The sequence below is a fragment of the Acinetobacter sp. FY683 genome (assembly GCF_059515885.1).
On sequence record NZ_JCAKNA010000004.1, the window covers coordinates 57519 to 81236 of the forward strand.

Here is a 23718-nt window from a genome sequence, read left to right on the forward strand (position 1 = left end):
ATTTGAACGATTGATTTGTAAATTAAGGGGCTTGGTGTGCAGTCAAATGCTATTCCATACGAAATTCGTGCAAAATTATTGCAGCTAGAGCCAAGTTTAGAGACTGATTGGCATCTTATAATATTGGAAGTACTGCAAGATGCAGACCCTGAACTTTGTGATGATATTAATGAACAAATTCTAAAACCTAAAGAAATTCATTGGAATCGTTTAGCGAATACATTTGAATATAAAGCAAATACAAGTTTAGCTATTTTAAGACATCGTTTAACTCATCCTAAAATGGGGGAGTTTGCTAAAACGCTGAGTGATTCATTAGAAGATTTAAAAGAGTTAAGTGAAAGTTTAGAAATTGCTGATTATTTAGAAAATGCGATTGAACAAATTAATCAAATACAGGTTGAAGAAGATTTTGTGCTTCAACGTGAGAAAATTTTAATTCATCGTACTTTTTTATTAAATGCAGCAAAAATTATTAAAAAAATTAAAATAGACGAACTTCAAGGTTTAAGAAATTTAACCGAAAATGAAATTAAATGTTTTATTGTTGAAGTTTATATTAAGCAGCAATTGCTCGATTATTGGTATAAGCCCTTATTAAAAAAAGACTCTAAGCTTAATAAATTAGCGATTTTTAAGTATCTGGTTTTACGTGAGCAAAAAGTTCGCCATTTTCATATTGTTAAAACATCATCGCTGATTTATTTGGTGGCGCCTGTGATGCATGTTGAAAATAATCCCTATTCTATTCGTCGTTTTTTAATTGAAGAACAAGGCGCACTTCCAGATCAAATTTTCTTAAATGTTATTGTGCTTGATTTATCGAAAGTTGAAGAGATTCAATATATTGAAAGTTTGAAAAGTTTAATCAAGCGTATGGTAACAATTCAAAGCCAAATTCATTTGGATGTTATTGATGTGGTTCACCAGCTTGAAGAAGTGTATGAGGAAAAGTTAATTCCTTTGCTGATTGAGCCTGTTCAGTTTGTGGCAAAAAATGCAGATGTTGTTGCTAAAATGCATTTAAAGAAATTTGAAAATGTTTTAACAGGTGAGTTTTTTGCCTTGATGCATGTGGCGGCAAAGAAGCATTTATCACATATAGAAGAGTTTGATTATTTATATTTAAATGCACATAGATTGCTTTCAGAATTATTAGCATATTACCGTGAATTTAAAGCACAGCCATCATTGGTTTTTAACCAATACGTACAAATGTTTGAATATAAATTATTTGCTTATGTAAAACTGCTAGAAAAGCGCAAGCAAGAATGCTTTGTTCCACTGAATGATAATGATTGGAATTTTATGCATGAACGCTCAATGCAGCCTATTCGTGCTTTGCAATCTACAATTAGTCAGAACCTTGTGGATTATCGCGAGCTTCGAATGTTTATTAATAAAGTGAAACGTGAGCAGACGACAAAATCGACTTCACTGATTAAGCGTATGATGAAGTCAGATCAATCGGAAAACGATTTGCTTGATGCACAAAAGTCAGCTATAGAATTAAAGCGTAAACTTTTTATGAATATTATTGAAATTCCTCGTTTGTATCCAAGCGCGAGCGTGTTTATAGAATTTGAAAGTATGCATAATTTTACAGATAAACAGCGTCATTATGCTTTTCCATGTGGTGATAATGGTTTGACACGGTTACCTGTTTTATTGGGAGTTCCTGATACTTATACAGAGTTTGATGTAGAAGAATTTAATGCGCTTATTCAATATGATTTAAATTTTTCTGCATCTTCAAGAGCTGAAAAAATTGATTTAGATGATCATTCACCTATCTCATACAACACATAGAAGTATAAATTGTATGTAATTTCAACATTTAAAAATAAGCCTATATAAACCGCTAAATATCAGATTTTGCGGTTTTATTTTTGAAATCATAAAAATAATTACAACTATTTCATTATTTTATAGTGAATATACAAGAAAATAGTACAGTCTTATTCAGCTTTTGATACAAAGTTGCCGCTAATTCCATTACAATTATGGGGTTTAGAAATTTATGATTTACCATTAATTAGAGGACGTATCTGTGAGCAAAGACAGTATCATTGCCCTACATGCAGAGCACCAAGGTCGCTGGAAAAACCGTGAAGAACTTGCGGAACGTATGATTGCCCTAGTGGGTCAGTTATACCGTGAAAAAAATATCGTAGTTACAGTATATGGTCGTTCTTTAATTAACCGTTCTGTAATCCAGATTTTAAAAGCTCACCGTCGTACACGTGTATTAGACGTAGAGCTTTCTGCAGTTCATACATACCCAATTCTTGAAGCTTTGGCGAAAATTGAAAACATTGGTTCTGCAGAAGTTGACTTAGGTAAACTAGCGGTTGAATTCAATGCAAAAGGCGGCGATATCAATGCATTTGTTGCAGAAGCGGTTAAGCCTTTAGAAGGCAATAACTCTGCTGTAGAACATAAAGATGTTGTTCTTTATGGCTTTGGTCGTATTGGTCGTATCTTAGCGCGTTTAATCATCAGCCAATCTGGTCTTGGTCGTGGTTTGAACCTTAAAGCGATTGTTGTTCGTAAATCATCTGATGGCGATTTAGAAAAACGTGCTTCACTTTTACGCCGTGACTCAATTCATGGTCCATTTGCAGGCACAATTTCTGTAGATGAAGAAAATGAAGCAATTATTGCAAATGGTAACTTCATTAAAGTTATTTATGCATCTAACCCATCTGAAGTGGATTACACAGCTTACGGTATTAACAATGCATTGGTTATTGATAATACGGGTAAATGGCGTGATTCTGAAGGTTTAGCTCAGCACCTTAAATGCCCAGGCGCTGCACGTGTAATTTTGACTGCACCCGGTAAAGGTGACATGAAAAACGTTGTATACGGTGTTAACCAAGCAGACATCTTAGATGAAGATACAATCATCTCTGCTGCAAGCTGTACTACAAATGCAATTACACCAACACTTAAAGTGTTAAACGACAAGTATACAGTGATTAATGGTCACGTTGAAACAGTTCACTCGTTCACAAACGACCAAAACTTAATTGACAACTACCATAAAGCTGATCGTCGTGGTCGTGCTGCTACATTGAACATGGTTATTACTGAAACTGGTGCTGCTAAAGCTGTTGCTAAAGCTCTTCCTGTTCTTCAAGGTAAGTTAACAGGTAACTCTGTACGTGTTCCTACACCAAACGTATCTTTGGCTATTCTTAACCTTACTTTAGGTCAAGATGTAGACCGTGATGAAGTGAACGAATATATTCGTCAAATTTCTATCAACTCTAAGCTACAAGGTCAAATTGGTTATACAAACTCTACAGAGGTTGTATCTTCTGACTTTATCGGTTCACGCACTGCAGGTGTATTTGATGCGCAAGCAACAATCACTTCTGGTAACCGTTTAACAGCTTATGTTTGGTACGATAACGAAGTTGGTTATAGCTGCCAAGTATTACGTATTGCTGAACAAATGGGCGGCGTAAGCTACCTTAAAGTTCCTGCTGAAACAAATGCATAATTTGTGACGTAGATAAAAAAAGAGCCTCATTTGAGGCTCTTTTTTTATGTGAAACTGAAATTACATAAGTAAGGGTTTAATGGTTTCTTCAAGTGATGTTGTTTGGCGGTTTAACAGAGCTTCTAAGTCTTTACGATCACTCAACATTGCGCCGTGCGTTGCTTCTACATCTGCTTCAATAATTACATCGACTAAACCTTCAGGTAAGCCTGCTTGTAAAAGTCCTTGTTTGTAATCTTCGGCAGATAAGTTGGTATAAACTACAGTTTTATGACTTACTTTTGAAATGGTATTTGCCAAAGTTTCTAAAGTGAAAGCTGTGGAACTTGCCAATTCATAAGTTTTATTTTTATGAGATTCGCTCAATAAAACATTTGCTGCAGCTTCTGCATAATCATTTCGTGGAGCTGCACTAATAAGCGAATTTTGAGCTGCACCATATAAAATGCCTGTTTCAATATTATGAGCAAGACCTGCTAAATAGTTTTCGCTATACCAATTGTTTCTTAAGAAAGTATAGCTTAAACCACTTTCATGTATTAATTGTTCAGTTTCACGATGTTCTTGAGCTAAATCTAGCGGAGATGTATCTGCACGGAGTAGGCTTGTATAAGCAATATAAGGCACTTGTGCTTCAACAGCAGCATTAATAACTGCTTTATGTTGTGGTGTGCGACGACCGATTTCATTTGCAGAAATCAATAATATTTTATCGACTCCTTGTAGAGCAGGAGCAAGCGTAGCAGGTGAGTCATAATCAAAATGTCGAACATCAATTCCTTTTGCTTTTAAGTTTTCAGCCTTGTCTATATTACGAACAAGAGCAACAATATTTTCAGCTTGAGTTAGTTTTAATAAGTGTTGAATAACGAGGTGACCAAGTTGACCTGTTGCGCCAGTAATTGCAATTTTCATGTTTTAATCTCACATTATTTTGATGAATAAATAAACTTGCTGAATAAATATTAATCTGTTAACTTACTAAAAGAAAGTACGTACTAAAAAGTAAGTTAATTACTAAAAGGAAAGATTTTTATGTCTACTTATGAAACGAGTAAATTATTAGGACAAGTTTTATCCACGGACTGTCCATCTCGTGAAATATTGGAACATCTTATGAATAAGTGGTCTGTGTTAGTTTTGAGATGTTTAAGTGATGGTGTACACCGTTTCAGTGAGTTAAAACAGCGTATAGAAGGGGTAAGTGAAAAGATGCTTGCTCAAACATTAAAGATGCTTGAACAAGATGGTTTTATTTTACGTACGGTTTATCCTGTTGTGCCACCAAAAGTGGAATATCAACTGACAATTTTAGGTTCAGATGCTGCAAGTAAAGTGAATTATTTAATCGATTGGATTGAAAAAAGTTTACCTGAAATTATTGAAAATAAAGCACGTGTAATGAGTAAAACTAATTGAATTGAAAGAATTAAATGCAATGAAAATGTACCAAGTCGATGCTTTCAGTCATCAGTTATTTAAAGGTAATCCTGCGGCTGTTTTATTGTTAGATCATTGGTTGGATGATGATTTAATGCAAAATATTGCACTGGAAAATAATCTTTCAGAAACAAGTTTTGCTAAAAAAAATGATGATCAAAATTATGAAATTCGTTGGTTTTCACCAGTAAAAGAAGTTCAGTTTTGTGGGTATGGAACATTAGCAGCAAGTTTTGTAATTTTTAATAATAATCCACAGATTAATTCACTTATATTTCATGTAAAAGGAATGGGTAAATTTTTTGTAGAGAATTTAAGTAATGGTCAGATCTCTCTAAACTTTCCTGCTAAAGTTCCTCAAAAATTAGCACAAGTGCCTGAATTACTGAAAAAGGCGCTAAATTCAGAAATTGTAGAAGTTTATGAAAATCCACAAGCATATATTGCGGTATATAAAGATACGGCAGAAATTTTAGCTGAAAATCCAAATTTTAATTTAATTAAAGAACTTGGTGGAAAACGCGTTGCAATTACGGCTTTTAATGAGCAAAAAGAAGGGTTCTTGAAGGATTACGACATTATTTCCCGTTATTTCACACCATCTATGGGAATTGATGAAGATCCTGTGACAGGCTCTTTGCATACTTCGTTAATGCCATTATGGGCTGATAAAACGGGCAAAAAGGAATTAACAGCCTACCAAGCTTCAAGTCGTGGAGGCGTTCTATATTGTCGTTTACTTGAAAATAATAGAGTTCAGATTAAAGGGAAATGTAAACTTTATATGGAAGCTGTTCTAAATATTAAGATCTAAAACTTATATTCGTGATACAAGCTGAATGAAATTTATTGTATTGCTGAATAAATCTATTCGAGAAAACTTTTAAAATGTGGCAGAATATGGGGTTTTTAAAGTTTTTAGAGGATTGGCAATATGCGCTTTGTTGATGAAGCAGTCATTACCGTAGAGGCTGGCGACGGTGGCAATGGCGTAGCCAGTTTTCGCCGTGAAAAGTTCGTACCATTTGGTGGTCCAGATGGTGGTGATGGTGGTCGTGGCGGTAGTATTCATATTCAAGCCAACGACGACACAAGTACACTTGTAGATTATCGTTATACCCGTAGATACCGTGCAGAACGTGGTAAAAATGGTCGTGGCGCAAACTGTGCAGGCCGTGGCGGTGAATCAGTAATTCTAAAAGTTCCGGTAGGAACAACAATTGTTGATGTAGAGTCTGGCGACATTATTGGCGATTTGATCGAAGATGGTCAAAGCGTAATGGTCGCATTGGGCGGTGATGGTGGTTTGGGTAACACGCACTTCAAATCATCTACAAACCGTTCACCACGTAAATGTACACATGGAACAAAAGGTGAGTTCCGTGAAGTACGCTTAGAACTTAAAGTATTGGCGGATGTTGGCTTATTAGGCATGCCGAATGCAGGTAAATCGACCTTTATTCGCGCTGTTTCTGCTGCAAAACCAAAAGTTGCAGATTATCCATTTACTACTATGGTTCCAAACCTTGGTGTTGTAGATGCAGACCGTTATCGTTCATTTGTAATGGCAGATATTCCAGGCTTAATCGAAGGTGCATCTGAAGGTGCGGGTCTTGGTATTCGTTTCCTTAAGCATTTAGCACGTACACGTATTTTATTACACATTGTAGATGTTCAACCGATTGATGGTTCAGATCCTGCTTACAATGCAAAAGCAATTTTGAAAGAGTTAGATAATTTCTCTCCTACACTTTCAAAATTACCAATCGTATTGGTATTAAACAAAGTAGATCAATTATCTGAAGATACACGTGAAGAATGGTGTAGTCACATTCTTGAAGAACTTCAATGGAAAGGTCCTGTATTCAAAACTTCTGGCTTAACGGCAGAAGGTACGAAAGATGTGGTTTATTACCTCATGGATCAAATTGAAGAACAACGTGAACGCGAAGTTGAAGATCCTGAATACGCAGCAGAGATGAAAGCATTCCGTGATCAGCTTGAAGCTGAAACACGTGAGCAAACACTTGCTGCGAAAGAAGCGTATCGCGAAATGCGTCGTCAACAACGTCTTGCTGGTATTTTGGGTGAAGACGATGAAGATGATGAAGACGACGATAACGATGTAGAAGTGTTTTACGTACGTTAAGCTCTTATGGAAGAGTAACTGAGGACAAGATGATAGAAGTGGTAGATGGGCAACGTCAGCTCAAGGGTTGTAAACGAATCGTTGTTAAGATCGGATCATCTTTACTCACAGCAAATGGGCAAGGTTTAGATATTGCAGCTATTTCGCATTGGGCGAAACAAATTGCAGATCTACACAATGCAGGGCATGAGATTATTCTTGTGACGTCAGGTGCTGTGGCTGAAGGTATGGTTCGAATGAAACTTGAGAATCGACCCACAGATCTACCCAGTCTTCAGGCGTGTGCCGCCATTGGTCAAATGGGTTTAATCCAAACTTGGTCTAGCATACTTGCACAGTTAAATATTCAAACTGCGCAAGTGCTTTTAACCCATGATGATTTGGCGGATCGTCGACGCTATTTAAATTCGTGTGATGCTTTGCAACACCTAATTGATTGGCGTGTGATTCCTGTGATCAATGAAAATGATACAGTTTCAACTGATGAAATTCGCTTTGGTGATAACGATACTTTGGCGGCAATGGTCGCAGGTCAAGTTCATGGTGATTTGCTGATCATTTTAACTGACCAACAAGGTATGTTTGATTCAGACCCACGTTCAAACCCAAATGCCAAACTTTTTGATACTGTTCGTGCTTTAGATGAAAGTTTATTTGATATGGCAGGTGGTGGCGGTAAGTTTGGTCGTGGTGGCATGCTCACGAAAGTTCGTGCAGCACGTTTAGCGGCTAAATCTGGTTGTCCAACGCTTATTGCAAGTGGTGAAAGTGATCATGTTTTATCACGTTTAATGGCTGGGGAAATGCTAGGGACATTGTTTATTAATGACAATGACCGCATGACAGCACATCAACAATGGCTTGCAGCACATTTGCAAACAGCGGGTCGTTTAGTGATTGATGATGGTGCTGTGAAAGCGATTAAAGAAAACCATCGTAGTTTATTGCCTGTAGGTGTAAAAGCTGTAGAGGGGCATTTTGAACGTGGTGATGTGGTTGAATGTGTCGATTCTGATGGTGGGCGAGTTGCTGTAGGTCGTGTGAACTTTAGTTCTCGTTCGGCAGACATTGTAAAAGGTTTATCTTCAGATAAAGTTCATCAAGTGCTTGGTGAAGCTCGTTCTTTAGAGATGATTCATCGAAATCATATGGCGATTTATTAATATATTTTTGATAAATATTAAAAGGCTTAATTCTACAGAGAGTTAAGCCTTTTTTTATGAGGTTATTTAGTGTTTGAAATATCAAGTTATTATTATTTGATTATATGCTGTGTGTTATGATGATTTATATTGAGTTGATGATTGATTTAAATACAATATTTTAGTAAAACCTAATAAAGTTTGGTTTTTTGAAGTTTTAAATAGGCGTAAATTATGAAAAAAATTGCTATAGGGATTCTCTTAGTTAGTGCTGCTGTTCTTGTGCTCATTCTTTATGGTGAAGTTCAAGATGTCGAGACGCCCGTACAGCCAGAGGAAATGACGAAATAATTATATTGGATTAAATATTAAATCTAATAGAAGTCGTCAATAAATAGACAATAAAAAAATCGCTTTAAGCGGTTTTTTTATTGAATTAAACCTTTGTTAATTAGGAATGCGAAAATTTTACGGTAAAGCATCATTACCCAAGTCATAAGTTGCTCTTTATATCGATTCCAAAACTTTAGACCTGAAATATTCACAATATAAGCTAAGAAAAAAGCACCCAGCATATCTATCGGGAAGTGAACGCCAACATAAACACGTGCCCAAGCTACTAACCAAGCGACTGCTATTAATAACTTACCTAACTGACGTTGCGATGAAAAATAATAAGAAAATGCAAGCCCACTAAAAATACTCATGTGATTACTTGGAAAAGATCCTGTAGGTGCATGTAATAAAATTGTTTCACCAACATCCATAACAAAGGGTCTAGGTGTGTTTAATACGTACGATAGTAATTCGCTCATGAATAGAGTGATTGCTGTAAAAATAAATGCTTTTAAAATATTTTTTTTAGTTTGAAAGTTACCAATGAACCAAGCCAAAATAAAAATACCCAATACAATATATATTAAGTCTTGAGCAATAAAAGTTGCATAAGACATCATAAAATTAGATGCATTATTTGGAACATTAAAAATATGAAATAAATAGAGGTTTAAATTTTGCATGAGTATTGTTTATATTGAGGTAAAACGAGATGGACTACTTTAGTTGCTATAATAATTGAATAAAATAATTTTATTGTTGCACTTGTATTAATCATCTTTTTATAACATCAAATCAAAACCGCATAGCGGACTTACGATTTAGATTTGAGATGATTTACTTTAATTGAATTGAGCCATTTGCATTTACAGTAATTTGAGATTCACCACTTGCCATTTCTTGTTCAGGAATAGCATCTGCACTTGCTGCTTTCATCATTGCCATACGAGGAATAGCTCGATTGCTATAATGATTTGTATTTAAATTAAGGTTAATAAGTTGATAACTTGATTTATTCCAAGCTTGAGCCAATGAGTTAGCACGTTGTTGAAAGTTTTTTGAGGCTTCAATCATCAGTTCATTTTCAACTTTTTTACGCTGAGCATCTGACACATTAAAGTGAATAGATTGAGTTTGGAAATTTTGTTGAAGTTCACTAATAAGTTGGCTTGCAGTTTTAAAATCTTTGCTTTCTAATCGAATTTCAGCACGACCACGCCATTCTTTTACTTTACGATTATCATTGTCATAAATTGGGTAGGTCGATTGTGAGCCTGTTTCAAACTTAATTTGAGGATATTTTTTAGCTGCATTCACAGCTTGTGTCATGAGGAGGTTAATTTCAGCTGCCAATTGAGTAGGTTGTTTATTTGATTTTTCAATATATAAAACAGCACTCATTTCATCGTTGGAAATATTACGTGAAGCTTCAGTTTGAATATTGATCACATTGTAATTCAAAGAAGCATTTTCTTGAGCAAAAGTAGGTACGGAAATAACTGCTGTGATTGCAAGGGCAAAAGAACGGTAAAAATGGTGCATATTTATTCCTCATTTGTTGCTGTATTTATTTTTGCTAGCATAGAAATTGTTTATGCCTGATTTATGTATGAAATGTAGTTTATGTGTAAAAGGGTATTTTAAAAAGTAGTTGTTTAAAATTTTTAAATTAGAACTATATCAATGGTTTATGTTGTTTATTTGAGTCGGTAGTCAATAATTAGTTTATAATTTACATGAAGAATAAAAATTAAGCTTTTCTTTTATTTGTCACAGCGTAAGATGATAATTCAATATATCGATGAGATGAATATATCTTTCCGATAAAATTAGGGTAATTTTATTTCCTAAAAGTATTTATTTTTTGGAAAAATTAGGTATTATCCGCCTCCTAGTTAGTGAATGCATATTTCATGATATTTCAACTAACTAGAAAATCAAAAAGCACCGAGTCAAAAGACCGAAAGTCCCCCGACTTATTTCTTTCAACCCATATCAGAGATGGTAATTCGATATGAGCGTTTCTTCAGTAAATTCTGCCACTAAGTCTACTAACGAATACTATTTAACTCGCCAAAGTCAAATGGAATCTAATGTTCGTAGCTATCCACGTAAACTTCCACTTGCGATAGCAAAAGCCTTAGGGTGCTGGGTTACCGATGTTGAAGGTACAGAGTACCTCGATTGTTTAGCTGGGGCAGGGACATTGGCATTAGGCCATAATCACCCTGCGGTCATTCAAAGTATCCAAGACACACTTGCAAGCGGTTTACCGTTGCATACTTTGGATTTAACAACACCTTTAAAAGATGCTTTCACTGAAGCATTACTTGAGCAATTACCAGGTGGTAAAGCTGAGTATTGTTTACAGTTCTGTGGTCCATCTGGTGCAGATGGTACAGAAGCAGCAATTAAATTAGCAAAAACTTACACTGGTCGTAGTTCAGTAATCAGCTTCTCAGGTGGTTATCATGGTATGACTCACGGTTCTTTGGCAATGACAGGTAACTTGTCTGCGAAGAATGCTGTGAATGGCTTAATGCCAGGTGTTCAATTTATGCCTTATCCGCATGAATACCGTTGTCCATTAGGTATTGGCGGTGAAGCGGGTGTAGATGCTTTAACTTATTTCTTCGAAAACTTTATTGAAGATGTAGAAAGTGGTGTAACTAAACCTGCTGCCGTTATTCTTGAAGCAATTCAAGGTGAAGGTGGGGTAGTAACTGCACCTGTAAAATGGTTGAAGAAAATCCGTGAAGTAACAGAAAAGCACAACATTGTGTTGATTCTTGATGAAGTTCAAGCGGGCTTTGCACGTTCAGGTAAAATGTTTGCCTTTGAGCATGCGGGTATTGAACCAGACGTAATTGTAATGTCTAAAGCTGTAGGTGGTAGTTTACCGCTTGCTGTATTAGGTATTAAGCGTAAATTTGACGCATGGCAGCCAGCGGGTCATACGGGTACATTCCGTGGTAACCAACTTGCTATGGGTACAGGTCTTGCAACCATCAACACTATTAAAGAGCAAAATCTAGCTCAAAACGCGCAAGAGCGTGGTGATTTCTTACAAGCTGAAATTAAAAAATTAGCGGTAGAATTCCCATGTATCGGTAACGTGCGTGGTCGTGGTTTGATGCTTGGTGTTGAAATTGTTGATGAGCGTCAAGCGGCAGATCACATGGGTTCTTTACCTGGTGATGGTCAATTAGCTGCTGCGATTCAAGCTGCATGTTTCGATAACAAATTATTGTTAGAGAAAGGTGGTCGTAACGGTACAGTGATTCGTTTACTTTGCCCATTGATCATTACACAAGCTGAATGTGAAGAAGTTATCGTACGCTTCAAAAAAGCTCTTGCTGAAGCACTTGTTGCAACTCGAGGCGCGTAATCATGGTTGATTTTGCAGAACATCGTAAAGCGTTATTCTGCAATGATGCACAATCCATTGCTGACTATCAGTCTGCAATGGATTCAGCTGTAAAAGCTGTGTCTGCATGGTTGCAAAATGACAAAATGTATACAGGCGGTAGCATTAAAGAGCTTCGCTCTGCAATCGCATTCAATCCTTCTAAAGAAGGTTTAGGTGTACAGAAGTCTCTTGATCGTATGGTTGAGCTTTTCTTAAATAAAAGCTTAAAAGTACATCATCCGCATTCTTTAGCGCATTTGCACTGTCCGACTATGGTGACAAGCCAAATCGCAGAAGTTTTAATTAACGCAACTAACCAATCTATGGATTCATGGGATCAAAGCCCAGCAGGTTCATTAATGGAAGTTCAGTTGATTGATTGGCTTCGCCAAAAAGTAGGCTACGGTGCAGGTCAAGCAGGTGTATTCACCTCTGGCGGTACGCAGTCTAACTTGATGGGCGTTTTGCTTGCGCGTGATGCGTGTATCGCGAAAAACTGGAAAGACGAAAACGGCAATCCGTGGTCTGTTCAGCGTGATGGCGTACCAGCGGATGCGATGCGTAATGTCAAAGTTATTTGTTCTGAAAATGCACACTTCTCTGTGCAAAAGAACATGGCAATGATGGGCATGGGTTTCCAATCTGTGGTGACTGTTCCTGTAGATGCAAATGCACGCATGGACATGGATGCACTTGAGAAAACCATGGCACACCTTCAAAACGAAGGCAAAATTGTGGCATGTGTCGTTGCAACTGCGGGAACAACGGATGCAGGAGCAATTGATCCACTGAAAAAAGTGCGTGAAATCACCAATAAATATGGCGCGTGGATGCACATCGACGCAGCATGGGGTGGTGCTTTAATTCTATCGAATGATTTCCGTGATATGTTGGATGGTATTGAACTGTCTGATTCGATCACGCTTGATTTCCATAAGCATTATTTCCAAACGATTTCATGTGGCGCATTCTTGCTAAAAGATGAAGCGAACTATCGTTTCATGCATTATGAAGCTGAGTACTTAAACTCTGCTTATGATGAAGAGCATGGCGTACCGAATCTTGTATCTAAGTCGCTTCAAACAACTCGTCGTTTTGATGCGTTGAAATTGTGGATGACAGTAGAAGCACTAGGTGAAGAGCTTTACGGTTCTATGATCGATCACGGTGTTGGTTTAACACGTGATGTTGCAGCGTATATCGATGCAACTGACGGTCTGGAAATGTTGGTTGATCCACAATTCGCATCTGTATTGTTCCGTGTAATTCCTGAAGGTTACCCAACAGAATTACTTGATACACTCAACCAAAACGTTGCAGATGAACTGTTTGCACGTGGTGAAGCGAACATTGGTGTAACTAAAGTTGGTCAAGTTCAATCATTGAAAATGACAACTTTAAGCCCAGTTGCAACTTTAGACAACGTGAAGAACTTACTTGCACTTGTGTTAGCAGAAGCTGATCGTATTAAAGATGCAATTGCTGATGGTACGTATACACCTGCAATTGACTAATCAATTGGATGTGCAAAAAAGGAGCTCAAACGAGCTCCTTTTTTTGTGATAAATTTAAAATTATTGATAAATTTTGTGATAAATAATGATGTTTTTTAATATCGGTGTATTATTTATAAGCAAAATAAATGCAACTAAAAATTGATTATAAAAACTGAGTAAAAGTGTTTTGGAGCAAAAATGAAAATTAAAAAAATGGTGTTTAAAACATTGTTATTAAGCACATTGATATGTTCTCAAGTATATGCGGCAGACATTATTATTAAAAATGCAAATGTGTTTGATGGTACAGGTTCAGACTTAATCAAAAATGCAAATGTCATTATTGAAGATGGTAAAATTAAAGCAATACAAATAGAAAAGACATCAGAAAAAGCAAAACAAATTATAGATGCGAAAGGCAAAACAGTTATGCCGGGTCTAATTAATGCGCATTTACATTTGTTTTGGGATTTTTATGATATGCCACCGCAAATGCCTGCTAGAAGTGACGCAAGTGCTCAAGCCTTCATTAAGGGAGATTTGACGAAGCGACTTCGTGGACATCTAGACAATGGATTTACTTCGACCTTTTCTCCAATCGATTTCCAACCCTATATTTTTCAAGTACGAGATAAAATTCAAAAAGGTGAAATTATTGGTCCGCGTATTATTGCAGCAGGGCCAGTTCTTTTAAATGCGGGTGATTACTATGCTTGTGGCGATCTTAAAAATGAAGAATTGAAATGGTGTAATAATCATGTGCGTTTATCTATGGACACACCAAAGCAGGCTCGAGCATCGGTACAAGAGCTTGTAAAGAATAAAGCTGATGTTGTTGTTTTTGATGGTGTAACGAATCAAACAGCAATTAATAAAGATGTGATTAAAACAATTGTTGATGAAGCACATAAAAATGACTTAAAAGTTTTTGCTCATAATGCAAATGCAAAAGACGTAAATACCATGCTTGATGCAGGTGTTGATGGGTTTATTCATCCACCTACCGTGACGAAAGATGTGGATGGTACTTTGTTGAAAAGACTAGGTGAACAACAGACACCTATTGCGGTTACCCTTGGTTTCTTGGAGCGTTATATTAAGCTTGGTTATGCATCTGAAAAAGATAAAAATGATTACAAAATTTTAGAATATAACGTTAATGTGATGTTAAAAGCGGGTGCTGTGCCATTGTTTACATCTGATATTCCGGGTATTCCACCACAACAAGTAGTGCCGTTGGTCACGCATGTAATGAAGGGTGTAGGAATTGACAACAAGACAATACTTTTATCTGCAACAAGTGAAGCTGCAAAAGCACTTGGTCAAAAAAAATTAGGGACACTTGAAAAAGGTCAAATTGCCGATTTAATTATGATTGATGGTAATCCAATTGCAGATATTTCAGCATTACAGAATATTGAATTGGTCGTGAAAGATGGTGTGATTGTGACGAATCATTTAAATCAAAAAACGAAACTTGTAAAAGTAGACTGGTTAAATCAACCTATAAAATAATGAAGTATTGAACTCAGATGAGTTTGAACTATTTAGCTCATCAAGTTTTTTAATTATAAACTTTATAACTTATGTGAAATATTACAGAATAAATTAATTAGATTAAAAAAAACTCATTTTTGTGGGTTTGAGGGGAGTTTAATTATCATTAAACCGTAATATAGTTGTAACTTATTTGTCATATTATCTACTCAAAATGCAATAACACAGAACAAGTACAAAACTAAATAAAAGTGGCGTACTCCAAATTTGCATAAAAGAGAGATTCAAATGCGCTATACACATATTGCACTTGCATTAGCAGTTTCAGGGGCAGCTGTAGCAACAACGGCAAATGCAGCTCGTGACACAATTCAAATCGCTGGTTCTTCAACAGTACTTCCATATGCAAGTATTGTGGCTGAAGAATTTGGTAATACATTCCCACAGTTTAAAGCACCTGTTGTTGGTTCTGGTGGTACTTCTGGTGGTTTAAAACAATTTTGTAATGGTGTTGGTGACAACACAATTGATATTGCAAACGCATCTCGTAAAATTAAAGATACAGAATTAGCTGCATGTAAAAAAGCAGGCGTTAATCAAGTATTAGAAATTAAAATTGGTTATGACGGTATTGTATTTGCATCAAACTCAAATAAAGCAGCATACAAACTTCGTCCGCAACATGTATTTGCTGCTTTAGCTGCAGAATTACCATCTAACGGTAAAATGGTTCCAAACCCTTATACACGTTGGAATCAAATTGACAAATCACTTCCAAATGAACCAATTACTTTGGTCATTCCAGCATCAAACCACGGTACACGTGAAGTGTTCCAAGAAAAAATGGTTGATGCAGGCTGTGAAACTTATGAAGCAATTAAAGCTCTAGATAAAGATGCTCAGAAAAAAGCATGTTCAACTTTCCGTAAAGATGGAAAAGTAATTGAAATTTCAGGTGACTACACAGAAACACTTGCACGTCTTAAGACATCACCAAGTGCTGTAGGTGTGTTTGGTTTAGGTTTCTATGACCAAAACCGTGACAAGTTACGTGTTGCAACGGTTAATAATGTTGCACCATCAGAGCAAACTGTTTTAAATGGTTCTTACCCAGTTTCACGTCCTTTATTCTTCTACGTGAAAGGTGAGCACCTTAAATCAATTAAAGGTTTACCTCAATTTACTGAATACTTCTTAAGTAAGAAAGTTTCTGGTAAAGGCTCTAAATTAGATAAAGCTGGCTTAATTTCAATGTCAGACAAAGAGCGTGCACAAGTTCTTGCGAACTTCAAAGCAGGTAAAGCAGTTAAGTAAGTTATCAGCTGATGATTAGGTTTCTAATCATCAGCTTTTTTAGCATCACAATATTCAAAAAATAATTGGAAATTGGTGGAAAATACATGAATCTGCTACTTATTGGTGTGCTGTTGGCAATAATTGCTATCGCTTATCAAATTGGATTAGCCAAAAGCCGCACACTAGCAGGTAAGGGAAATAACTCTGCGAAACTACATTCGCGTCCGGGCTATTATGGTGCATTGGTCGCTTTGTGGTGTGGTATTCCTGCATTCTTAATTTTATTGGTTTGGAATATTGTTGAGCCAAGTATTTTAACGCATGTTGTATTAAACAATGTGCCTGCAAATATTGCTGTGAACTTAGACCCTGCAACAACAGGTGTATTGGTCGATCGAGTACAAGCTATTGCTTCAGGTTTTGGGGTGAGTGATACGCCTACAGTATATGAAGTTGCAGCAGCAGAGCAATTAGCAAAATTTCAAAGCATAGCAACATTTGCAAAAGTGGCACTTGTAATTTGTGCGGCATTAATTGGTTTAGTGTTAGCAAAAAAGAGAATTTCTGAACAATTCCGTGCACGAAACCAAGTCGAAAAAATAATGAATATTAGCTTGGCACTTTGTTCAGGCGTTGCAATTTTAACGACAGTTGGCATTGTAATGTCAATGTTTAGTGAAGCTTTGAGATTTTTCCATTTTGTAAATCCATTTGATTTTTTCTTTGGTACGGAATGGAACCCAGGATTTAGTACATCTGGTAGTGCTGAAGGCAGTTATGGATTGATTCCATTGCTGTGGGGTACGCTCATGGTTAGTGGTATTGCGCTTTTAGTTGCAGTCCCAGTGGGGTTAATGATTGCAATTTATTTGGCGGAATATGCATCTTCAAGTTTTCGTTCTTGGGCTAAACCTGCAATTGAAGTTTTAGCTGGTATTCCAACAATTGTTTATGGTGTATTTGCCTTAATGGTGATTGGTCCTTTTGCAAAGCAAGCAGGGGCATATATCGGCTTAGATATTAATGCGACTAGTGCATTAACTGCAGGTTTTGTGATGGGGATTATGATTATTCCTTTCGTATCATCTCTTTCGGACGACATTATTACGCAAGTGCCAAGAGCGCTTCGTGATGGTTCATTAGGTTTGGGTGCAACTAAATCTGAAACCATTCGTCAGGTGGTTATACCAGCAGCTTTACCAGGCATTATTGGCGCATTTTTACTTGCAGCTTCACGCGCAATTGGTGAAACCATGATTGTGGTGTTAGCAGCGGGGAACAGTCCATTACTACATATTAATCCGCTAGAAGCTGTTTCTACAGTAACGATTACGATTGTGAATCAATTGACGGGAGATACAGATTTTGCAAGCCCACAAGCATTGGTTGCCTTTGCATTGGGTTTAACATTATTTGTGATTACCTTAGGTTTAAACATTGTTGCACTTTACATCGTGCGTAAATACCGCGAGCAATACGACTAATGAGCAATACGAATACAAATACATTAAGTCCAGCCGATCCTCAAGTTGCAGCTGAACTCAGAGAAAAACGAAAGAAAACGATTGCTAGTTCTTTATCTAAACGCCATCGTAAAGAAAAGACATTTCGTATTTTAGGTTTTTCTGCTGTTATTACAGGTTTGTTTTTTGTCGCACTGTTGTTCGGCAGCATTCTTGCGAAAGGTTTACCATCATTTTGGCAAAGTAGTTTAACTGTTCCTATTTATTTCGATCCAACTGTTATTACTGCAGGTCCTAAGCCAAAACCAACTCCAAATGAAACGCCTGCGAAGTATGAAGAGCGTTTAATAGAGTGGCAAACTCAAATGGGGATGGCCGATTGGGATCTACTATTGGTGAATGGTATTGTTTCTGAAGATCCTCAATTAGAGTCTAAGCGTGATGAGGTTGCTTCGTTATATACAAGTTCAGAAGCTTATAAACTTCGCGATATGGTACTTGAAAACCCAAGCTTAGTTGGGCAGGTTAAAGAAGTTAAGGTATTGGCAGACGCAAATATTGATGTGTGGCTGGCTGGTAATATTGATCGCTCTTTACCCGATGAACAGCAACAATTAAGCCCAGAAGTGCGTCAATTAGCAGATGAATTAAAAGCAAAAGGAATTATTGAGAATACATTTAACACCAATATTTTCTTTAGCCCAGATTCACGTAGTTCACCTGCAACATCAGGTTTAGCTGGTGCATTTATGGGGTCATTATTCATGATGTTTATCGTGATATTGATTTCTATTCCAATTGGTGTGGCATCTGCAATTTACTTAGAAGAATTTGCGCCAAAGAACTGGATTACCGATGTTATTGAGGTAAATATTAATAACCTTGCAGCAGTTCCATCTATTGTATTTGGCTTACTTGGCGCGGCAATCTTTATTGGATGGATGCACATGCCGTTATCTGCGCCATTGGTAGGTGGTTTGGTTTTAAGTTTAATGACGTTACCAACTGTCATTATTACAACACGTGCTTCATTAAAGGCAGTACCACCATCTATTCGTCAAGCAGCATTGGGCTTAGGTGCATCTAATTTACAAACAGTATTTCATCATGTATTGCCATTGGCATTGCCGGGTATTTTAACAGGTGCAATTATTGGTGTTGCACAAGCACTTGGTGAAACTGCGCCATTGTTATTGATTGGTATGAGTGCTTTCGTTGCAAGTGTACCAGCAACACCTTTAGATCAATCTACAGCATTACCTGTGCAAATTTTCTTATGGCAAGGTAATGAACTTCGTAACTTCTTTGAAGGACGAACAGCAGCAGCAATTATTGTACTTTTAGCATTAATGATTGGTTTAAACAGTCTTGCTATTTGGTTACGTAAAAAATTTGAAGTTCGTTGGTAATTCAGGGCATGATTATGAATACAGTAACTGCAACAAAAACAAATTCCTTAGAACAGGATAAATCGGTGAACTCAGAACATACACAATTTACATCTGAAAATTTAGATAAAAAGTCATCAACTTCTTTCGTTTCTCAGTTTGATGTGCAATCTTCGGCAAAAAAAGAACCGAAGTCTGCCAATGTAAAACTGAGTACTTCAGATGTGCATGTTTATTATGGTGAATCTGAAGCAATTAAAGGTATTGACCTTAATATTTATGAAAATGAAGTGATTGCATTTATTGGACCATCGGGTTGTGGTAAGTCTACATTCCTACGTACTTTAAACCGTATGAATGACACGATTGATTCATGTCGTGTGACAGGTAAAGTCTTGCTCGATAATCAAGATATTTATGATCCAAACCTAGATGTTGTATTGCTTCGCGCACAAGTAGGTATGGTGTTCCAAAAGCCAAATCCATTTCCAAAGTCTATTTTTGATAACGTTGCTTATGGACCAAAATTACATGGTTTAGCACGTGATAAATACGACTTAGAAGAAATTGTAGAGAATAGCTTACGCAAAGCTGGATTGTGGGATGAAGTGAAAGATCGTTTGAACCAACCAGGTACAGGTTTATCGGGTGGTCAACAGCAACGCTTATGTATTGCACGTACTATTGCTGTTTCTCCTGAAGTGATTTTAATGGATGAACCATGTTCTGCACTCGATCCTATTGCAACTGCTAAAGTTGAAGAGTTAATTACCGAATTATCTCAACAATACACCATTGCAATTGTGACACACTCCATGCAACAAGCTGCACGTGTATCTGATCGTACTGCATATTTCCATTTGGGCGATTTAATTGAAGTTAATGCCACTGAAAAAGTATTTACACAGCCTGATCATCAGCTTACAGAAGCTTATATTACTGGTCGATTTGGCTAATATTGTTTCCACTCACAAAGCGACAAACTAAAAGAGCCAATTTGGCTCTTTTTTTGTTGAATAATTCAATGAGAATTATTTACAAATAGGCATTGATTTTTTGTTACAAAGCCCACATCTTATAAAATATAAATATGTATTAGATGAGCTTTATTATATGTTATTTCACGCAACTAAATTTCCTGCTGAAATTCGAGTGCATCATTTAAATGCTCGAGTAAATGAACAACGCAAAAAAATAGCTCAAACAACAGCTTCTAAATTTGAATTTTTACAGCTTACACAACAACTTGTTAAAGAAGCACGCGTACGTAAAAAAACCAATGAAAAAATTTATGTGCTCGACTTTAAAGGTGATACAGCGGCATCTGCTGTAGAACAATTACGTGAAGAAATTACCTTGGTTTTAGCAACAGCTAAAGCAGGGCGAGATCGTGTGGTTTTACGTTTAGAAAGTCCCGGTGGTATGGTGCATGGTTATGGACTTGCTGCTGCACAACTAGTGCGCTTACGCGATGCGGGTTTTCATTTAACCATTTGTGTCGACAAAGTTGCTGCAAGCGGTGGTTATATGATGGCATGTATTGCATCTGAAATTGTATCTGCACCATTTGCAGTAGTTGGTTCAATTGGTGTGGTTGCTCAAGTGCCAAACTTCAACCGTTTGTTAAAAGAAAACAAGGTCGATTTCGAGCTTTACACAGCAGGTCAATTTAAACGTACAGTGACTATGTTTGGTGAAAATACCGATGAAGGTAAAGCTAAATTTGAAGAAGAATTACAGCAAACGCATAACTTGTTTAAGCATTTTGTTGAAAAGTATCGCCCACAATTGAATATTGAGAAAGTTGCAACAGGTGAGCATTGGTACGGTCAAGATGCCTTAGATTTAAACTTGGTAGATAGCTTAAAAACATCGGATGAATACATTTTAAGTCTTTTATCGAAGCATGATATTTATGTGATTGAAACACGTAAAAAACCAACTTTTGGTGAAAAACTAGGTCTACAAGCAGCTCAAATTGCAGATTCTCTGGTACCTACAGTGATGAATAAAGTAATGGAAAGTTTGACTAAAGCGAGTTCAAATTTGGTTCAAATGCGCGATCCTAAACTTTAAATATTTCGCATATATAAGCTCGCTTTGGCGAGCTTTTTTATATTTGTTTTCCTAAGTTATTAATATTAATAACTTAGGGGATCATTATATAAATCTCATTGATTTAAAATAAAGTATATATTGAAATGAAAAATTAAATTTGAATAATGAGTTCGAGAAATTTGATTGGGATGAGTTATGTGTATTTTAGTAATGTAGTAATAAGTATAGAATAAGAAAAATGATAAAAACACGATTGATGTTCTATAATGTTATTTATATTTTTAGTTGTGATAGGCTTTGTCTTTTTAGTTTTAGGTCCAATTGTTATACCAAGAATTATGAGTTTGAACGGACGTGAGATACAACACGAGGGATTTATTTGGTACAGTTTTGGGCCTGGGCTATTTATAATGATTGTTGCTTTTTATATACAATCGCAACAAATAGTTAAAGTTTCATATGGTTGTGGTGTTGTTCAATACTATAAATTAAATATAAATTCTAAAAACGAATTTGAAAGGATAGTCATTAAATTTGAAAATTCTTCTTATTATCGACACTTAAGGTTTGAAGATCATCTGCTACGTAAAGAATCGGGCGATTATGTGTGTTTCGAGTTTTACGATAAGTTTAAAAATTCCTCTTTGAGAGAATCCGTCGTTTTAAAATGGATTGAACCCACTGAAATGCAAACTATTGCGAGTTTTAATCAGATAAAATAAAGTATATTTCATTGTTAGAGTAGAAAGATGGCTGTTGCTGAAGCATTTGTAGCAATTCAAAATTGTTATTTTAATTATGATTTTGAAGAATTAAATTTGGGTGATGATTTTCCTGAAGAATTGTCTGTGTCACTTCGTGGCATGATGTTCCGTCATGAAATTCAGTATCCTGATGCAATTTATTATATTTACTATAGTGATGTTCTTACAGGTTGTGAATTACAGCGAATGAAGGATGATTGGGCGAAGTATTGTCCCGTGGAATAAGTATTCTCATAAAATTTCCCTCTTTAGTTCTTTCCCAAAGGGAGAGAGAACTTTAGAACTATCCTATTGGATTACCTGTTATTCATCTCCTAAACGGAGAGGGATCAAATAAAAAAGCGAAGCCTGAGCTTCGCTTTTTTATTTATCTAAAATTAGATTTTAGAGATTAGGTCAGCAACTTGTTTTGCTTGTTCTGCTGCATTACCTGTGTAAGTAGCAGGCGTCATTTCAGCTAAACGCGCACGATCTTCAGCAGGAACAGCCGAAAGTTCATTACCATTTACAAAATCAACCATCATATCGCGAGTCATTGCTTGACCACGAGTAAGAGCTTTTAATTTTTCGTATGGTTTTTCAACTGCATAACGACGCATAACAGTTTGAATAGGCTCAGCCAATACTTCTTGAGCATTGTCTAAGTCTTCAAGAATACGGTCAGCATTCAATTCAAGTTTACCAATACCTTTAGAGCAAGCTTCAAAAGCAATTAAGCTTTGTGCAAAACCAACACCCATGTTACGAAGAACAGTTGAGTCGGTTAAGTCACGCTGCCAGCGAGATACAGGAAGTTTTTCGCCTAAGTGACCAAGTACAGCATTTGCAATACCTAAGTTACCTTCAGAGTTTTCAAAATCGATTGGGTTTACTTTATGTGGCATAGTTGAAGAACCAACTTCACCTTCTTTCAAACGTTGTTTGAAGAAACCAAGTGAAATATAACCCCAAACGTCACGGTTAAAGTCGATTAAGATTGTGTTGAAACGACGTAGCGCATCAAAAAGTTCCGCCATGTAGTCATGTGGTTCAATTTGCGTTGTGTACGGGTTAAATGCTAAACCTAAAGATTCAACAAAAGCTTGTGAGTGTGCAGGCCAGTTAATTTCTGGGTAAGCAGAGTAGTGAGCGTTATAGTTACCTACAGCACCGTTAATTTTACCCAATAATTCAACTTGTTTGAATTGTTTGATTTGACGTGCAAGGCGGTAAGCCACGTTCGCCATTTCTTTACCTAATGTTGTTGGGCTAGCAGTTTGACCGTGTGTACGAGACAACATTGGTTGTTCTGCATGAGTTACAGAAAGAGCAACAATTGAGTCGATAATTTGCTGCATAGCGGTAACTAAAACGTCACGACCATTTTTAAGCATTAAAGCATGAGACAAGTTGTTAATGTCTTCAGAAGTACATGCAAAATGAATGAATTCACCAGCATCTTTTAATTCTGCGATATTTGCAATTTGTTCCTTAAGGAAGTATTCAACTGCTTTAACGTCATGGTTTGTTGTACGTTCAATTTCTTTAATACGATTTGCATTGTCTTCAGAGAAGTTTGCAACAATTGCATCAAGTGCAGCATTTGTTTCGTTTGAAAATGCAGGAACTTCTGTAATTTCAGGACGGTTTGCAAGTGCTTGTAACCAGCGAACTTCAACAGTCACACGAGCATGGATTAAACCAAACTCAGAGAGGAAAGGGCGCAAAGCATCACATTTGCTAGCATAGCGTCCATCTAATGGAGAAAGTGCGGTTAAAGCGTTCATAGCGAT

Annotated in this window: 20 protein-coding genes; 16 read left to right on the top strand and 4 right to left on the bottom strand. The window is 36.6% G+C overall.

Annotation, left to right across the window (positions count from 1 at the left end; translation table 11 throughout):
- Window positions 1-36 precede the first annotated feature (36 nt).
- Together AC5YDH_RS03175 and AC5YDH_RS03180 are read left to right on the top strand one after the other, a co-directional pair.
- Entirely contained in the window at window positions 37-1809 is a 1773-nt protein-coding gene (locus AC5YDH_RS03175; RefSeq protein ID WP_496116848.1) for a hypothetical protein, read from the top strand.
- Window positions 1810-2050: 241 nt separating this feature from the next.
- Window positions 2051-3508, top strand: coding sequence for a glyceraldehyde-3-phosphate dehydrogenase (locus tag AC5YDH_RS03180; RefSeq protein WP_321096406.1), 1458 nt, complete (start codon window positions 2051-2053; stop codon window positions 3506-3508).
- Between the two features lie 60 nt (window positions 3509-3568).
- Here the strand turns inward: AC5YDH_RS03180 and AC5YDH_RS03185 are convergent, their stop codons facing one another.
- The gene (locus AC5YDH_RS03185) at window positions 3569-4423 is read right to left on the bottom strand and encodes an SDR family oxidoreductase (protein WP_496116849.1); all 855 of its coding nucleotides are present in this window, start codon (window positions 4421-4423) and stop codon (window positions 3569-3571) included.
- Between the two features lie 120 nt (window positions 4424-4543).
- Between AC5YDH_RS03185 and AC5YDH_RS03190 the strand changes: the two genes are divergently transcribed.
- From AC5YDH_RS03190 to proB, 4 genes are all read left to right on the top strand, one after another.
- A complete protein-coding gene (locus tag AC5YDH_RS03190; RefSeq protein WP_496116850.1) occupies window positions 4544-4927 on the top strand; it encodes a winged helix-turn-helix transcriptional regulator in 384 nt (127 codons plus the stop codon).
- A 19-nt stretch (window positions 4928-4946) separates the two neighbouring features.
- Entirely contained in the window at window positions 4947-5762 is an 816-nt protein-coding gene (locus AC5YDH_RS03195; protein ID WP_496116851.1) for a PhzF family phenazine biosynthesis protein, read from the top strand.
- Window positions 5763-5882: 120 nt separating this feature from the next.
- A complete protein-coding gene (cgtA, locus tag AC5YDH_RS03200) occupies window positions 5883-7097 on the top strand; it encodes an Obg family GTPase CgtA (RefSeq protein WP_496116852.1) in 1215 nt (404 codons plus the stop codon).
- A 29-nt stretch (window positions 7098-7126) separates the two neighbouring features.
- Window positions 7127-8260: a glutamate 5-kinase gene (gene proB / locus AC5YDH_RS03205; protein WP_496116853.1), complete on the top strand. Its 1134-nt coding sequence runs from the start codon at window positions 7127-7129 to the stop codon at window positions 8258-8260.
- A gap of 407 nt (window positions 8261-8667) precedes the next feature.
- Here the strand turns inward: proB and AC5YDH_RS03210 are convergent, their stop codons facing one another.
- The gene (locus AC5YDH_RS03210) at window positions 8668-9264 is read right to left on the bottom strand and encodes a phosphatase PAP2 family protein (protein ID WP_496116940.1); all 597 of its coding nucleotides are present in this window, start codon (window positions 9262-9264) and stop codon (window positions 8668-8670) included.
- A gap of 148 nt (window positions 9265-9412) precedes the next feature.
- The gene (locus AC5YDH_RS03215) at window positions 9413-10117 is read right to left on the bottom strand and encodes an SIMPL domain-containing protein (RefSeq protein WP_496116854.1); all 705 of its coding nucleotides are present in this window, start codon (window positions 10115-10117) and stop codon (window positions 9413-9415) included.
- A 472-nt stretch (window positions 10118-10589) separates the two neighbouring features.
- On the opposite strand from AC5YDH_RS03215, the gene AC5YDH_RS03220 reads away from it, so the two are divergent.
- The 10 genes from AC5YDH_RS03220 (at window position 10590) to AC5YDH_RS03265 (ending at window position 22171) form a co-directional block, all read left to right on the top strand.
- Complete coding sequence (locus AC5YDH_RS03220) at window positions 10590-11963, top strand: diaminobutyrate--2-oxoglutarate transaminase (protein ID WP_496116855.1); 1374 nt, start codon at window positions 10590-10592, stop codon at window positions 11961-11963.
- A 2-nt stretch (window positions 11964-11965) separates the two neighbouring features.
- Window positions 11966-13498 (top strand): pyridoxal phosphate-dependent decarboxylase family protein, encoded by a 1533-nt coding sequence (locus tag AC5YDH_RS03225; protein ID WP_496116856.1) that lies wholly within the window; start codon window positions 11966-11968, stop codon window positions 13496-13498.
- Window positions 13499-13678: 180 nt separating this feature from the next.
- Window positions 13679-14995: an amidohydrolase family protein gene (locus AC5YDH_RS03230; protein ID WP_496116857.1), complete on the top strand. Its 1317-nt coding sequence runs from the start codon at window positions 13679-13681 to the stop codon at window positions 14993-14995.
- A 270-nt stretch (window positions 14996-15265) separates the two neighbouring features.
- Window positions 15266-16291, top strand: a complete 1026-nt coding sequence (locus AC5YDH_RS03235; protein ID WP_496116858.1) for a substrate-binding domain-containing protein — start codon at window positions 15266-15268, stop codon at window positions 16289-16291.
- Between the two features lie 86 nt (window positions 16292-16377).
- Entirely contained in the window at window positions 16378-17757 is a 1380-nt protein-coding gene (gene pstC, locus AC5YDH_RS03240) for a phosphate ABC transporter permease subunit PstC (protein WP_496116859.1), read from the top strand.
- The gene (gene pstA, locus AC5YDH_RS03245; RefSeq protein WP_496116860.1) at window positions 17757-19145 is read left to right on the top strand and encodes a phosphate ABC transporter permease PstA; all 1389 of its coding nucleotides are present in this window, start codon (window positions 17757-17759) and stop codon (window positions 19143-19145) included. The genes pstC and pstA overlap by 1 nt, the downstream gene beginning before the upstream one ends.
- A 14-nt stretch (window positions 19146-19159) precedes the next feature.
- Window positions 19160-20080: a phosphate ABC transporter ATP-binding protein PstB gene (pstB, locus tag AC5YDH_RS03250; protein WP_496116861.1), complete on the top strand. Its 921-nt coding sequence runs from the start codon at window positions 19160-19162 to the stop codon at window positions 20078-20080.
- Between the two features lie 157 nt (window positions 20081-20237).
- Complete coding sequence (gene sohB / locus AC5YDH_RS03255; RefSeq protein ID WP_496116862.1) at window positions 20238-21200, top strand: protease SohB; 963 nt, start codon at window positions 20238-20240, stop codon at window positions 21198-21200.
- 248 nt (window positions 21201-21448) lie between these two features.
- Window positions 21449-21904: a hypothetical protein gene (locus tag AC5YDH_RS03260; protein ID WP_496116863.1), complete on the top strand. Its 456-nt coding sequence runs from the start codon at window positions 21449-21451 to the stop codon at window positions 21902-21904.
- Between the two features lie 27 nt (window positions 21905-21931).
- The gene (locus AC5YDH_RS03265) at window positions 21932-22171 is read left to right on the top strand and encodes a hypothetical protein (protein ID WP_496116864.1); all 240 of its coding nucleotides are present in this window, start codon (window positions 21932-21934) and stop codon (window positions 22169-22171) included.
- Between the two features lie 152 nt (window positions 22172-22323).
- Here the strand turns inward: AC5YDH_RS03265 and purB are convergent, their stop codons facing one another.
- Window positions 22324-23712: an adenylosuccinate lyase gene (purB, locus tag AC5YDH_RS03270; protein WP_496116865.1), complete on the bottom strand. Its 1389-nt coding sequence runs from the start codon at window positions 23710-23712 to the stop codon at window positions 22324-22326.
- Window positions 23713-23718 lie beyond the last annotated feature (6 nt).

Coding starts and splice junctions, on each gene's coding strand:
- AC5YDH_RS03185 (WP_496116849.1), bottom strand. CDS start 4,423: ATGAAAATTGCAATTACTGGCGCAACAGGTCAACTTGGTCACCTCGTT.
- AC5YDH_RS03190 (WP_496116850.1), top strand. CDS start 4,544: ATGTCTACTTATGAAACGAGTAAATTATTAGGACAAGTTTTATCCACG.
- AC5YDH_RS03195 (WP_496116851.1), top strand. CDS start 4,947: ATGAAAATGTACCAAGTCGATGCTTTCAGTCATCAGTTATTTAAAGGT.
- cgtA (WP_496116852.1), top strand. CDS start 5,883: ATGCGCTTTGTTGATGAAGCAGTCATTACCGTAGAGGCTGGCGACGGT.
- proB (WP_496116853.1), top strand. CDS start 7,127: ATGATAGAAGTGGTAGATGGGCAACGTCAGCTCAAGGGTTGTAAACGA.
- AC5YDH_RS03215 (WP_496116854.1), bottom strand. CDS start 10,117: ATGCACCATTTTTACCGTTCTTTTGCCCTTGCAATCACAGCAGTTATT.
- AC5YDH_RS03220 (WP_496116855.1), top strand. CDS start 10,590: ATGAGCGTTTCTTCAGTAAATTCTGCCACTAAGTCTACTAACGAATAC.
- AC5YDH_RS03225 (WP_496116856.1), top strand. CDS start 11,966: ATGGTTGATTTTGCAGAACATCGTAAAGCGTTATTCTGCAATGATGCA.
- AC5YDH_RS03230 (WP_496116857.1), top strand. CDS start 13,679: ATGAAAATTAAAAAAATGGTGTTTAAAACATTGTTATTAAGCACATTG.
- AC5YDH_RS03235 (WP_496116858.1), top strand. CDS start 15,266: ATGCGCTATACACATATTGCACTTGCATTAGCAGTTTCAGGGGCAGCT.
- pstC (WP_496116859.1), top strand. CDS start 16,378: ATGAATCTGCTACTTATTGGTGTGCTGTTGGCAATAATTGCTATCGCT.
- pstA (WP_496116860.1), top strand. CDS start 17,757: ATGAGCAATACGAATACAAATACATTAAGTCCAGCCGATCCTCAAGTT.
- pstB (WP_496116861.1), top strand. CDS start 19,160: ATGAATACAGTAACTGCAACAAAAACAAATTCCTTAGAACAGGATAAA.
- sohB (WP_496116862.1), top strand. CDS start 20,238: ATGTTATTTCACGCAACTAAATTTCCTGCTGAAATTCGAGTGCATCAT.
- AC5YDH_RS03260 (WP_496116863.1), top strand. CDS start 21,449: ATGTTATTTATATTTTTAGTTGTGATAGGCTTTGTCTTTTTAGTTTTA.
- AC5YDH_RS03265 (WP_496116864.1), top strand. CDS start 21,932: ATGGCTGTTGCTGAAGCATTTGTAGCAATTCAAAATTGTTATTTTAAT.
- purB (WP_496116865.1), bottom strand. CDS start 23,712: ATGAACGCTTTAACCGCACTTTCTCCATTAGATGGACGCTATGCTAGC.